This is a genomic window from Anabaena sphaerica FACHB-251 (assembly GCF_014696825.1).
Lineage (GTDB): Bacteria > Cyanobacteriota > Cyanobacteriia > Cyanobacteriales > Nostocaceae > RDYJ01.
Window position 1 is genome coordinate 74,518 of the sequence record NZ_JACJQU010000020.1, and the last position, 14,613, is coordinate 89,130.

Annotated in this window: 10 protein-coding genes; 7 read left to right on the forward strand and 3 right to left on the reverse strand. The window is 37.2% G+C overall.

Annotation, left to right across the window (positions count from 1 at the left end; all coding sequences use genetic code 11):
- The first annotated feature begins 36 nt into the window (after window positions 1-36).
- From H6G06_RS23025 to H6G06_RS23050, 6 genes are all read left to right on the forward strand, one after another.
- On the forward strand, window positions 37-1,032 hold the full coding sequence (locus tag H6G06_RS23025) for a hypothetical protein (RefSeq protein ID WP_190564391.1): 996 nt from the start codon (window positions 37-39) through the stop codon (window positions 1,030-1,032).
- Between the two features lie 43 nt (window positions 1,033-1,075).
- Window positions 1,076-2,587 carry a CHAT domain-containing protein gene (locus H6G06_RS23030; RefSeq protein ID WP_190564392.1) on the forward strand — a complete coding sequence of 504 codons (1,512 nt, stop codon included), beginning with the start codon at window positions 1,076-1,078 and terminating at the stop codon, window positions 2,585-2,587.
- A gap of 61 nt (window positions 2,588-2,648) precedes the next feature.
- Window positions 2,649-5,651, forward strand: a complete 3,003-nt coding sequence (locus H6G06_RS23035; protein ID WP_190564393.1) for a UPF0182 family protein — start codon at window positions 2,649-2,651, stop codon at window positions 5,649-5,651.
- Between the two features lie 211 nt (window positions 5,652-5,862).
- Entirely contained in the window at window positions 5,863-7,152 is a 1,290-nt protein-coding gene (locus tag H6G06_RS23040) for an AAA family ATPase (RefSeq protein WP_190564394.1), read from the forward strand.
- On the forward strand, window positions 7,153-8,061 hold the full coding sequence (locus H6G06_RS23045; RefSeq protein WP_190564395.1) for a DUF4435 domain-containing protein: 909 nt from the start codon (window positions 7,153-7,155) through the stop codon (window positions 8,059-8,061).
- 84 nt (window positions 8,062-8,145) lie between these two features.
- The gene (locus H6G06_RS23050) at window positions 8,146-8,469 is read left to right on the forward strand and encodes a muconolactone Delta-isomerase (protein ID WP_190564396.1); all 324 of its coding nucleotides are present in this window, start codon (window positions 8,146-8,148) and stop codon (window positions 8,467-8,469) included.
- A 48-nt stretch (window positions 8,470-8,517) separates the two neighbouring features.
- Here the strand turns inward: H6G06_RS23050 and H6G06_RS23055 are convergent, their stop codons facing one another.
- Window positions 8,518-8,943, reverse strand: coding sequence for a hypothetical protein (locus H6G06_RS23055; protein ID WP_190564397.1), 426 nt, complete (start codon window positions 8,941-8,943; stop codon window positions 8,518-8,520).
- 308 nt (window positions 8,944-9,251) lie between these two features.
- Between H6G06_RS23055 and H6G06_RS23060 the strand changes: the two genes are divergently transcribed.
- On the forward strand, window positions 9,252-9,650 hold the full coding sequence (locus H6G06_RS23060; RefSeq protein ID WP_190564398.1) for a hypothetical protein: 399 nt from the start codon (window positions 9,252-9,254) through the stop codon (window positions 9,648-9,650).
- 127 nt (window positions 9,651-9,777) lie between these two features.
- Here the strand turns inward: H6G06_RS23060 and H6G06_RS23065 are convergent, their stop codons facing one another.
- The gene (locus tag H6G06_RS23065; protein WP_190564399.1) at window positions 9,778-11,349 is read right to left on the reverse strand and encodes a cation:proton antiporter; all 1,572 of its coding nucleotides are present in this window, start codon (window positions 11,347-11,349) and stop codon (window positions 9,778-9,780) included.
- Window positions 11,350-11,546: 197 nt separating this feature from the next.
- The gene (locus H6G06_RS23070) at window positions 11,547-14,552 is read right to left on the reverse strand and encodes an MFS transporter (RefSeq protein ID WP_190564400.1); all 3,006 of its coding nucleotides are present in this window, start codon (window positions 14,550-14,552) and stop codon (window positions 11,547-11,549) included.
- Between the last annotated feature and the right edge of the window lie 61 nt (window positions 14,553-14,613).

Consider the following 14,613-nt stretch of genomic DNA (forward strand, 5'->3'; position numbering starts at 1 on the left):
TCTTGATTTACAGCATCTTCACTCAAGGGTATAATTATGTACTTTATAGGAAGTAATTCTCCCGTAGAAATTTACAATCATATACACAGCAAAATTAGTTATGACAATCAATTTACGCCTAGTCAGTTCTCAAAGCCAAACCCTGATTATGACTCTTTCCCTATTGAACTGAGCCAAGAACATGGAAATCAAATCACACCAACAGCAATAGAGGCCCCTGGGAATTTTTTAAGTCAAGTACCTGAAACAGATACAGATCATATTACTTTAGGTCGTAAAAATACCTTACAAACAGAGCCGACATATCCGGAACAAAAGCCGTTTAAACCACAAAAATTGCCCTTGATTTTAGAAAATAAAAAAGCGCGGCCGCCTTCATCTCCTGGTATTACTATGCTCACGCCATCAGCTTATGGTAAATCCTGGGGGAGAGCTTCTTTTGGTGCGGGATTACAATCTCGCGCTCGCTTTACTGACACAGCAGATGGAGCTTTAGGGGTTGGTATTGGTTTTGGTGATGCCAAAAAATCAGTTGGTTTAGATGTCAATATAGGTGTTGTTGACATAAGTTCTTTTGAAGACGGCAACATAAGTTTTAAATTACATCGTCAACTTCCAGCGGATTTTGCTGTGGCTGTTGGTGTGAAAAATTTCGTGACTTTTGGGGACACTGATGGCGGTACATCTGGTTACGGTGTAATTACTAAAATGTTTCGGCTGCAAGATAGTAACAGCAAACCTTTTAGTAGGCTTTATGTCTCTGCTGGCGTTGGTGGGGGACAGTTTCGTTCAGAATCAGATATTAGCAACAAAATTGATTCTGTTGGGATTTTTGGTAGTGTAGCTTTGAAAATTGCTCAACCTGTAAATGCAATTGTCGAATGGTCTGGACAAGATTTAGCTTTGGGTTTATCTGTAGCTCCATTTAAGAAAATTCCTCTAGTCATCACCCCAGGCATTAGTGACATTACTGGTAATGCAGGTGATGGTACACGCTTTATATTAGGAATTGGTTATAGCATTTCTTTTTAAGTTCTTTTGAACCGAATTAAACATCAAGATTTAGGATGAAATAATGAAGTTTACTCGTTCCTTTTTTGCCATTTTCTTATCAGTTATTTTAATTCTATTTTTCTTTAAATCTGTTCAAGCTCAAGTAGGAAATCAGTCAGATATTACTAATAGTGATCCTCAAGAAATTGTCAATGCTAATGATCTGACTGCTACCCCTATCATTGATCGTGAAGTCTTTGATAATAATTTTGGAACAGCACCAACCGACGAAGCCGTAGAAGAGGCTGAAGAATTTCAAGCAGTTGAATATGGAACATATCTTGGGACTAACTTATTTGGCGAGATTAGTTCAGCAGAAGAGATTGCTGATGATCTCAGTCAGTTGGCGAAATTGACTGGTAAAAATTCCGCAGTTCTTTATGTAACTTCCTTAAAAGATCAACTCAGCTTAATTCTCATCCCACCAAAGCCACAAGAAAAAGATTTGTTAAATAATACCAAAGGCTTGAAAGATAAGTCTTTGCTTCTATCACAAGAAACTCCAGTAAAAGTTGGTGAAATTGTTCGTAAATTTGTCGTAGATGCTAATAATAGCAATATCCAAAAAATTGCTCAAGAGTTTCGCTCTAAAGTTACTAATGTACGAGACAAAAATTACTTTAGTTCTGCCCAAAAACTCTATGAATGGATAATTAAACCCATAGAGCCAGCCCTACAAGCTAATAAAATTGATTCTGTCATATTTTCGCTGGATAGCGGTTTACGAGCTATTCCCGTAGCCGCTTTATATGATGGAAATCAGTTTTTGATTGAAAAATATAGTGTTGGGATTATCCCCAGTTTTAGTCTTACAGATACCCGTTATATTCCTATAGTTAAATCTGATATCTTGGCAATGGGGATATCAAAAAGCACAGAAGGACAAGACCCTTTACCATCTGTACCTCTAGAAATAAACACGGTGAGTAAAGAACTTTGGCGCAGTCAAGGTCAGACATTATTAGACCAAGAATCTACACTAGAGAATCTTAAATCTCTCAGTCGCAAAAAGCACTTTGGAATTCTGCACTTAGCCACTCATGGGGATTTTAGATCTGGAAAAATTAGTAACTCTTACATTCAATTTTGGAATAGAAAAATTCACATAGATCAGTTGAGAAATTTATCTCAGGAATTAGGTTGGAGTAAAGAACCTAAAGTAGAAATGTTAGTTTTGAGTGCTTGTAAAACTGCTGTGGGCAGCCAGGAGGCAGAATTAGGATTTTCTGGTTTAGCAGTGCAAGCAGGGGTGAAATCAGTTTTAGGTAGTCTGTGGTATGTGAGTGATCAAGGTACTCTGGCACTGATGACAAAATTTTACGATCAATTAAAAATTAACTCCTTGCGATCTGAATCTCTCAGACAGGCTCAGTTAGCAATGCTGAAAGGACAAGTACGTGTAACAGATAAAGAATTATATCTATCGCCAGAAAAGTCTATTGCTCTACCTCCAGAACTGGTTAATTTAGGTAAGATCAACTTAACCCATCCATACTATTGGTCTGCTTTTACAATGATTGGTAACTGGAATTAACAGTTGTGAGTTGAAGAAGGCAAAAGGCAAAAGATTAATTTCCCTATTCCCTGTAAAATGAATGTCTTGGAAATGGTGCTTGAGAATTATTATCGTGTTCCTGGGGCTGTTGCTAATCTTCGATCTAGCTTCCCATCTAGGGGCAGAGATTTTTTGGTTTCAGGAAGTTGGCTACTTACAACCATTTTTGCTACGGTTAATCACTCAAGGTTTTTTATGGGTGGGTGTTGTCAGCGTCAGTCTTACCTATTTCCTGGTAAATATAGGTTTAGCAAAACGTTGGAAATATCCTCAGTCTCTGATCAGTGAACTAGCAAGAACTGAAAAAACAACCCTGAGTAGGGAACTAACAAGTTTTCTTAATCCCCAGTATGGCCACGTCTATAAACCTCCTCTAATTGAGACAGAAAACAGACAAATTAAATTATTCTGGTTGTTACCGCTAACATTAGGCTTAAGTTTGTTGGTGGGATTAATATTAACGCATTATGGACAAGTTGCTGTAAGTTACTGGAATGGAGAAGTTAATCAGGTTAGTTCACCCTTTAGCATCTTATTTAGACCACAGATAGTTTGGAACTTGAGTATCAGGATGATTTCTCAAGTATGGGATTTTGGCGTGGCTATTGTAGTGGCGATACCTTTGGTCAGCTTCGCTATCGCTCTTCTAATATATTCTCAATTTTTCCTAAGAGCGATCGCACTTGTTTTTAGTCTCGGTTTTGGGTGGATACTATCTCAACAATGGCAGAAGATATTGTTATATTTGCACTCCACCCCCTTCAACACTACAGAACCTTTATTTGGCAAAGATATCAGTTTTTATATTTTTTCCCTCCCTGTTTGGGAACTGTTGGCTTTTTGGCTGGTTGGATTATGTTTATATGGCTTTATTGCCGTCACTCTCACCTATCTTTTATCAGGAGATAGCCTGAGTCAAGGCATTTTTCCGGGTTTTTCTCCAGCACAGAAACGTCATTTATTCGGCTTAGGTGGCTGTTTGATGTTGGTCGTAGCCTTCAGTTTTTGGTTAAGTCGTTATGAACTTGTTTATTCTGCTCGTGGCGTAAGTTTTGGCGCTAGTTTCACTGATGTCAAGGTACAGATGCCAGCTGATACCATGTTATGTGTTTTAGGTGTAGCGATCGCATTTTACTTATTATGGCAAACTTTATTTTGGAAACCTAAATCTCAACATCATCGCTGGGCAATCTATAGTTTATATATTTATATAAGTTTAATAATTGCAGGCGATTTTCTTGTACCTGCTGTTGTCCAATCTTTAATAGTTCAACCCAATGAATTGCAGCGAGAGCAACCTTACATCCAGCGTACTATTGCCTTAACTCGGCAAGCATTTGATTTAGAAGCAATTGATTCTCAAACCTTTAATCCCCAGGGAAAATTAACCCAAGCTGATCTTAAAGCCAATGATCTGACAATTAGAAATATTCGTCTTTGGGATCAAGAACCACTATTAAAAACTAACCGCCAATTACAACAAATTCGTCCTTATTATCAGTTTCCTGATGCCGATATTGATCGCTACACAATCAAAACTGAACCAAACCAACAAACAACTGCATCAACCGAAAAACGTCAGGTACTAATTGCAGCCAGGGAATTAGACTACAATTCTGTTCCCCAACAAGCTAAAACATGGGTAAACCGCAATTTAGTTTACACCCACGGTTATGGCTTTACCATGAGTCCTGTAAATACTGTTGCTCCTGGTGGTTTACCAGAATATTTTGTTAAAGATATTAGTGGTAATGATAGTGCGCTAACTACCTCTAGTGAAGCTATTCGTGAAAGTATTCCTATTGGTAAACCGCGAATTTATTATGGAGAAATTAGCAATACTCATGTCATGACTGGCACGAAAGTTAGAGAATTAGATTATCCCAGTGGTAGCGATAATGTTTACACCAGTTATGAAGGCGTGGGTGGAATTAGAATTGGTTCTCTGGGAAAAAGATGGCTATTTGCTACATATTTAAAAGACTGGCAAATGATATTTACAAGAAATTTTAAGCCAGAGACAAAAGTATTATTCCGGCGAAATATCAACCAACGGATTCGTGCGATCGCACCTTTTTTGAAATTTGATAGCGAGCCTTATTTAGTAGCCGCTGATGCCAATCCTGACAACAAAAATCAACAATTCCCAGGAACAAAGAATTATCTTTACTGGATTATAGATGCTTATACAACAAGCGATCGCTATCCCTATTCTGATCAAAATGGCGATGGTATCAACTATATCCGTAATTCCGTTAAAGTCGTCATTGATGCTTACAACGGCACAGTCAGATTTTACATTTCTGAACCCAAAGATCCTCTAATTATTGCCTGGTCAAAAATCTTCCCGCAAATGTTCCAACCGTTGGCAAATATGCCTGTTAATCTCCGCAGTCATATCCGCTATCCGGTGGACTTTTTCAAAATTCAATCAGAACGGTTAATGATTTATCATATCACTAACCCCCAAGTATTTTACAACCGGGAAGACCAATGGCAAATTCCCAATGAAATCTATGGAACTCAAACCCGTCCTATTGAACCTTACTATTTAACTACTAGTCTTCCTAATGTAGATTTTGAAGAATTTATTTTACTGCTTCCCTACACACCAAAAGAAAGAACAAATTTAATTGCTTGGTTAGCAGCACGTTCAGATGGGGAAAACTACGGTAAATTGCTACTTTATAATTTTCCTAAAGAACGGTTGATTTATGGACCAGAACAAATCGAAGCGAGAATTAACCAAGATCCGGTAATTTCTCAACAAATTTCTTTATGGAATCGTCAAGGTTCGAGAGCAATTCAAGGTAATCTTTTAATTGTTCCTATTGAACAATCTTTGTTATATGTTGAGCCAATTTATTTAGAAGCAACTCAGAATAGTTTACCAACTTTGGTCAGGGTGGTTGTTGCTTATGAAAATCGCATTGTGATGGCGCAGACTTTAGAACAAGCCTTGCAGGCAATTTTTCAACCAGAAGAAACACCAGCACCGCCAATTATTCGTCCTGTGGAAGAAGAAGGAATACCACCGGGTTAAAATTACTCCCTTCTCACTAGAATAATACCGATTGAATGAACCACGAAGACACGAAGGACACGAAGGAAGGAAGAAGAGGAGAAGATAGGTAATCTTAGACCGGGAAGGGAGTAGTCGTAATTTGTAATTCATTCTGTCCTGGAAATAAGTTAGTATATAACGTATATGAGAAATAGTCTCTCAATTACAGCTATAAACAAAATCAGTAAATATGTTGTTAAGTGAACACCTTAATTCTAGTAATTTAAAGTCGTTTTCTATCAACGGCTTATTCGGCTATAAGAATCTGAAAATACCTTTTGATAAAGAAGCTGTTATTCTCATTGCTGAGAATGGCTCTGGTAAAACCACTATTTTGAATGCTCTTTACTATGCAATTTCTTGTAAATTTAGCAGATTAATAACTATAGATTTTGAATCAATAGTTCTTGAATTTGTATCTGGAGTCAGTGTTGAAATTAAAAAAAGTGATTTAATTTCTGAAAGAAGTAACAAAGCTTCAAGTAAAAAGCTTAAATATCAACCAGCAAAGGGGACAATAAATATCATAAATAATATTACTGAGCATACTCTGGATATTTATGTTAATAAACAACTAGAATCATATAGTATTATCAAAGGTCTAATTGATTTAGACGCAGAAATAATTAAACAAGAAATCATAACCCCTATTCATAAAAACTTGACTGAATCAATATTGTATTTTCCTACTTACAGAAGGATTGAAGAAGAACTAAAAAATTTAGGTCATGAAGAATTAGATTTTGGTAAAGAGGATGATCGATTAATTCAATTTGGAATGAATGATGTCATTACCAAATTTGATGAGATTGAAAAAAATATCAAAGATGCAACTTTAGAGTTATTACCAAAAGTAAATGGTGAAATGTTAACTCAGTTTGTTGAAGTTACTACACCAACTCAAGAAATGAGGGATAGTATCCAACCTGAAACTTTAAATATAGTATTAAGTAGAATAGGAGATAACATACCTGAAAATGATAAAAACAAAATAGAAGAACTGGTTAATTCAGGAAAAATAAAATCTCCTCAATATGATCAACTCGTTTATTATCTATCTAAACTGCTTGGCTTATATGAACCACAAAAAGAAAAAGATAATTCTATCAAAAAGTTTGCTGAAGTCTGTAATAAATATTTACACAAAAAGCGAATTATCTATGATGAAACAAGTGTAAAAATTTCTATAGTGCAAGAAAGAAATAATCAACCAATAGATATTAGGAATTTATCTTCTGGCGAAAAACAGATTATCTCCTTGTTTTCTAAAATTTATCTTGACTCAGATGATGAATACATAATTTTGTTTGATGAACCTGAGCTTTCTCTTTCTCTAGAATGGCAAAGATTCTTACTTCCTGATATTTTGAAATCTGGTAAATGTAAACTGCTTTTAGCGGTTACACATTCACCATTTATTTTTGATAATGAGTTAGATGTAAATGCAATAGATTTAGATAATTTTGTAATAGAAAAATAGATGTCAGTAGATAAACTTAGAGAGGCTCGGCGTACTCCAGCATCAGTATTTATGCAATTTACCCGACAATACAAAGAATATGAATCTGCTTTGTATTGCTTTTTTGAAGGTGAAGACGATAAGTATTATGGAATTAGAATAGATAATATAGCTAGACCTACAAAAGATATTTATGCTAATTGTGGTGGGAAAGAAGGAGTTTTAGGTGTTTATAAGTTAATCAATAATAATGAAAGTTATTCTAAGGTTAGAGCAGCATATTTTATAGATAGAGATTTTGATGAATCAATAAAAAATACACAAATAACGGGAGTCTATGAAACTTCATGTTACTCAATAGAAAATTTCTATACATCCATTAATAGTTTTTGCAAAATTCTCAGAACTGAATTTAAGCTTGCTGAATCGGAAGATGATTTTAATAACTGTAAAAACCTTTATACACAACTCCAAAAAGAATTTCATGATGCAGTTGAACTATTAAATATTTGGATAGCTTGTCAACGAGAAAAACAAGCAAAGCTGAATTTAGCAGGATTTAATATCTCAGATTTCGTAGTAATAGATTTAGATAATATAAAAATAAATTACACAATTGATACATTGTATACTAGATTTCCCAAAGCAATTGCTGTTACTCAAGAAGAAATAGACTTAAAGAAAAGTGACCTATGTTCACAAGAACGTCAAAAAAGTTTTCGAGGTAAATTTGAGATTGGTTTTTTGTGTAAATTTATTCAAAAACTAATTGAAGAAGCAAATAAAGGGAATCCCAAGTATTTTACTAAAAGAATAAGTATTACCTTAAATGTGAATCCAAAAACCATAATTTCTGATTTGTCCCAATATGCTGATACACCAGATTGTCTAGTAGATTATTTAGAATCTTTTAGAACTTCTGTGAATTAAAATTATCATCATACTTTGCGCGAAACCTTCATCTGTAGTATTTTATTATTTGTAATTAACAAAACACTCTTAGGAAAATTAACCATGCTATATCACCTAGATTTTCACGTCGAATACCCCGACAACATGACCCAGCAAGAACTATTTACAATTTGGAATGAAGAAGCAGATGCAGCACTACAAGCAAAGCAAGCAGGAATTGTTGTAGATTTGTGGAAATGTGTGGGAACTCGTCGAGTAATTGCAATTGTGGATGTTCCCACACCTGATACCCTTGACCAAATTCTCTTGGATTTACCCATTATGAAAAAAATGGGTCAAAATGTGCAAGTAGAAGTAACTCCCCTGAGAAGATATGAAGACTTTGCAGCGGATGTGAAATCTCGGTTAGAGAAAAAAGAAAAATAAACAAAAATTAGGAAATGATTGGTGAGATGATAACAGCAACTTCATTATTTAATACTGGCTGGGAAAAATGAGGATATCTATCATCTCACCAACAGCCAAACCTGAAACAGCAACTAATGTTAAAATCCAAAAAGAATCTGTTTTGCTGAAGCCAGAAAACCGCATTTCTAAATCAGCTAACAGCGTAGTTGTTAACGGGATCAGAAATATGGTGAATAAGATTGACCAAATTGCTAGTAAAGCGATTGATGCACTTAAAACTAAGACCACAACTAAGGTTTTAGAACCAAAAACTAAAAAACTTTCTAGCCAACTGTTACTTTTTCTGACTATAGCTATAGCGATCGCCGCCACAAAAGCCCCCACTAACCAAGCAATCTCATGAGCAGCAAGATACCATCCTAGAAGATTGTAAGCCAGCCAAAGTAATGCTAATGCACTTACAGGAATCCTGTCGAAAAATAGCAAGTTCATATTTCCCGATCCTATAATTATTTTATCATCAATTTAATTGATAAAAAGATTATTTGTATACTTCAAATAGACAATTCTTGACATTATTCCTCTATCTTTAGAACTATTTTAACACTATGTCACCACGGCTTCATTAATTTGTATTCTTTCTATTTCTTCCTTTAGATATACATTCAGAGATTAGCAAGCAAACCTATCGACAGAGATAGCTAAACTTTTATTTTGTTAAACCTATAATTAAAAGCTGTAAGTAATCAAATTTTCACAAATTGCTGAGATAAGCATATTATATAGAGAAGGTAAATAATATGTATGTTGCCAAAATATTACCGAATAAGCTAGATAAGGTAGCGAGCAATAAGACCTTGAATCGTTTAACGCAAATTGAAAGTAAACAAGAATACGCGCAACAGGAAGGATTAAATATTTCCGATTTAGCCATAGCTTTAAGTCCACTCAGCTTTGTCTTTATTTGGGCGATTTTTTTGTTTATTGTGCAAAAAATTCGTTCTCGTGCAGACAATAAAATAGCTTTTAGTATCAATAGTTTACATCAAGTCCCCTGTAAAAACTGTAAATTTTTCTCCAATAACCATTATCTCAAGTGTGCTGTAAAGCCCGATACAGTTCTCACGGAAGAATCAATAAATTGTTCTGAATACTGCCCCAAGAAAGGTAGATTTCCATTAAATAAATTCTTTAGCTAACAAGTTGGAACTATTTCTTAGTACAGCACGGCGTAAATAAACCAACCATTCAAAATCTCTGAAAAGCTGAAGCTGCATTAGTTCTGACTTTTGACTTTTGACTTCCGCGAAGCGGTACTAGTCCCTTTTAGCCATTCATCTGCTTGCCATCTACTAAAACATTTTGCAACATAGGCGCAATTTCTTTATTTAAACGACCAGACCGCACAAATTCAGCATAAGTATCTGCTTCAATTGCCAGTAATTCTCCGCGAAATTGTTCAGCAGAAAAGTCGCGGAGATTGGGATATTCAGCTTGTAATTTATCAATTTCCCCTTGTAAATCATCAATTTCACCTTTAATCAATGTCTCTTGATAACGGTAAAATTCTGTATCAATTCCCGGTCTTTGATCTGCTTGGAGATGTTGCAGAACGCGATTTAAAGCCACATTACGAGCAACAAATTCTAAATATTGCTCACGTAAGCCAGCATCACCCAACAAATTCAACTTTTGTAATAAAGGTTTGATAGTTAATCCTTGTGCCAGTAAAGTAAACAAAACTACGCCAAATACAGTAGCAATGATTTTGTCTCGTTCTGGCAGAATTGTCGGTACACTTAAAGCCAAGGCAATAGAGACAGAACCGCGCAAACCACCCCACCAAAGTATACTTTGTTCAGGTGCAGAGATTTCTGATTTAGTGATGGCAGTGCTAACTTGACTGAGAATGTAAATAGCCAATGCCCGCATCACAATCATAGCTATAATTGTGACCAAAATGATTTGCAGATTTTCGCCCAAACTAGCAAAGCGAATTTGATCACCAATCAACAGAAAGACAATTGAGTTAACAAAGAAAGCCAGAAATTCCCAAAACTCGGAAACAATAATCCGAGTCCGGGGATTCATACCGATACGAGAGCCAAAGTTACCTAAAATCAAGCCTGTGGTGACAACTCCAATCACCCCAGAACCGCCCAAGTCTTCAATAATTAAGTAAGTACCATAAGCGGAAACTAAAGTTAAAGACTGTTCAACCATTGGTAAATCGAAGCGTTGGGTAAGGTAGGAAATACCAAAACCTATTAAACTACCGACTGCTAAACCAATACCGACTACTGTACAAAATTCAATTAAAATTGGTTGAAATCCTAATTCCGCATTTCCCAGAGGCAGGGCTACCAAAAAACCAAAAGCCACCACCGCCATGCCATCATTAAATAAGCTTTCCCCTTCCATGAGGGTAACAAGACGCTTACCTACTCCTAGTTCTCGAAATAATGCAGTCACAGAAACAGGATCAGTAGCAGATAGACTAGCACCAATTAGTAAAGCAGTAGTGAGAGAAAGTCCAGCCAGTTGGTTAAGTCCAATAGCTACACCAAGAATAGAAATTACTACCCCGAATACTGCATATAAACAAATTGGTAGAAAATCCTTTTTTAATTCTTTCCAATGCAAATTCCAAGCGGCTTCAAATAACAGTGGTGGTAGGAAAATTAACAAAATTAAGCCAGGGGAAAGAGTCACCAGACGGACATCAGCGATCGCTAACCCTAACCCAACAATTACTAATAGTAAGGTATAAGGTATTTGACGAAACCAACTAAATATTTGCGGTAGGGTAGCCACAGCCAATGATACTGAAAGCACCAACAGAAACTGCTTGAGATTGGTTGCAATCAAATGCTCACCCATTTGTGATTCAATCATCATAGAAAATACGGTAAAAGTTTGAACTCAGTTTAATTTAACAAAATCTATAGCATTCATTGTGACTCCAGATGCTTAACAATACGCTCGCTTTTTTTGTTTTTTCTTTTCAATCTATAGTTTCATTTCTCCGTTGTCACACAAATGAGTAGATTTGACTATATATGACTATATTTTTGTTATTTAAACTAAATACTCTATTAATTGGGCGATTGATGATATTTTTCCATCAACTCCTTCACTTGAGCCGCTACAAGTGGATGCGGATCTGTTTGCAAATCTGGGAGAATTTCTTGCAGCACTCGCTGGGAAACTGCACTCAAGTATGAAATTACTGCTTCTCTGACAAAGCCTGTAGGATGGCGCAAATTCGTCAGAATCTCCGTAGTTGTCAGTCGAACATAAGCAGCTTGAGCAAAATGCAAACAGCAAGCTAAACACCAGTCAGAGAGCAAATATCCCTGGTCTATGAGCTTACGGAGACGCTCATTGATGGAAATATTTTCATATTCCCAAAATCCAGCATCGACAAGATACTTGAGCTTTTCTTCTTCTGGTCGTCGATCTAAAATGTTCAGCAATAGAGACTTACAGGGTAAATTTACAGTGTGGTCTAAGATTTCTAACCCCCGTGCTAAATTGACTAAAGACTGAGATTGGAGATTGAAAGCTGCGGCTTGCATCTTTTCTGCTGGGTAAAGCAGTTTCAATAACAGCAATAACCTATCTCTAACATCCAAAGCTAATTCTAGAAGTGAGCGTTGTAGCAACTGAGCAATAGTTACAAGCCTTTCGTTTCCTTGATAATTTTCTAAAGACTCCAGATTTTGGAAGTCTATGTAGGCTGCATAAATCTCTCCCAGAAATCGTAATTCTTGCTCAATTAAAGCTTCTACCCGACTTTCATATAGCCGATCCACGACACTGATTTTTCCTGGTTGTTGTTGAATTTTCAGCAAGCTGCGGAGGATATAGTCTCTGGTATTACCCCTGGATGTTTCCAAATTTAGCCATAAAGTTTCTCTCGCTTCTATGGTGCTGATTTGAGCAATAGTACGCCAAGCATACATTCGCACTACGTCTGGTTTATAAACATTCGTAGCCAGCTTCAACAACATGGGGATGGCTTCATTTTCCAGACTCACTAAGCACTGCATGGCTGTATTCCGAGTAGATTTATAGTAGAGTGCTGCCAGCAGTGTCGGATAGTATTCTTCTAACCGGGTAGCAGTAATCATTTCTAAGACAGCACAGCGTACTCGCAATGAGTCATCCTGTAATAAGTTGGGGATGTGAACTCGCAAAGCCTGTAAATAAACCACTTCTCTAAGCGCCCTGACTCCGTTTACCCGTTCTCGTTCTTGTTTATGGGTGAGCATCCGCCGCATAGTTTTGGTAGCTGCTGCCTGTTGTATAGGTGTACCTTGACGCAACAGCAAGGCGGCTGCGGTGGCGCGGATCAGTGAATGGTGTGCTGGTTCTAGGTATTCTTCTAAGAGGCTTAAATTGAGATTTTCCTCCGCCAGCCATACGTAACGCATAGCTAGAGCAAATACTTCTGGGTCAAGGGTGGCTTGCGGTTGGTCTAGCAAGCGCCGAACTTCAGGCACATAGAGAGGATTTACACCTGCCATGAGCATTAATTCTAGGCTGGACTTTTGCAAATCTGAAGGTAACTTAATTAGCAAGGGTGCTAAAACTTCTCCTGCTCCGGGAAGATCGATTTGGGCTAAAAGTTCCAAGCAAGAGCGTTTATCAGTGGTACTGCCTGTTTCTACTAAAGCTTTGACTATTCCCTGTTTGAAGGCGCGTAGACCGACAGTAGTTGTACTCAATCCCCCCCGTTCCGCACTTAAAACTAATACATCAACATAGCGCGATCGCAATTCCCAGACGACTTTTAAACACGTGGCCGCGACAATTACTGTTTCGCCGATTAATACCCACTTTTGTAGTGCTATCGGGACAAATCTGTTGCTGATAAATATAGTGCCAAAAATTACAAATCCCGTAAAACCAGAGGCGATCGCTTCCGCTGTACCACTGGATAAAGCCTGCATCCGGCTGCGAATACGCTCAGGAATCGGTTGGTAAAGTGCAGGACCACTACTAATGACAAAGGTATAGCGTAGCAGTTCATCGCAGAATTTGAGACTAATTAAACCCCAGAAAAATCCCGGTTCTTCAATAGCCGGAAATAAGTTCAGAAGCGAGATCATCCCAGGTAATAAAAAACCGACGGTAATTGGTAAAAGTGCTGCTGCGAAAAACACCCCCACCCTTTCAATCAGTCGGCTGGAAATAAACCACTGGGTAGTTAATTCACACAAGCCCACAATGCCACCAAATACACCTAAAAAGCTGGCCAGTTGTTGTTCGCCTAAACTGGAATTGAGTTCGCGCAAATACTGGAAATCTATTAACAAGCCTATGACTTGCAACAGGGCAAAAAAAGCAAATAACTGCCAAACATAGCGTTTTAGCGGAGTTTCTAGGCGGCGATGTCGGGAAGCCTGTTCTTCGGTAATTTCCCTCTGTGGGGTATGGGGGAAAGCCGTGGGATATTTATAAGTTAAATAAAATAAAATTCCTGAGCCTAATAAAATGACAATACAAGCGATGAGAATGACTTGATTGAGATTAGCGAATTTAAGTAAAAGCGGTAAACTAAAGCCACTAATTACATCGGCTACTAATATGCCACTACTAACCAATGGGTAAGTGCGTTTAATCTCACGAATGTTAAATAGTTGATTAGCAACAATAGATGTGTTGAGGTCATTGACTACATAACAGGCATCTACCCATAACCTGAGCAGAAAAATGATAATTACTGCCAGGTAGGGAATATTTATACCCCCATACAAAAATACTAAGAGAAATAATGGCATCACCATGCCCGGTGCGATCGCTACTATCACCGCACGCAAGGGAAAAACCTTTTGTAACCAAGAATATAAAACCACCAGCCCAGCACCTGTGACTGCACTGGCAATATAAATCCAGGGTAGTTGTCCGGCACCATATTTATCCAAAAACAGTGCTACAGTGCTATCCTCTGCCCACCGCAATCCTACAGATACAATTGTGTAGAAGGCAAACATCATCCAAGTGCGTTCAAACTCCTCTGGCCGGAGATTTACCCACTTAAGCAGTCGTGCCAGAGCGCCTCTATCACTAGTCAACCATTGATTTTTCAATTCCATGCAGTTTTTTCTGGGGTGTGAAACAGGTAATCACAACGCAACAGCTAAGTAATTAGGATAA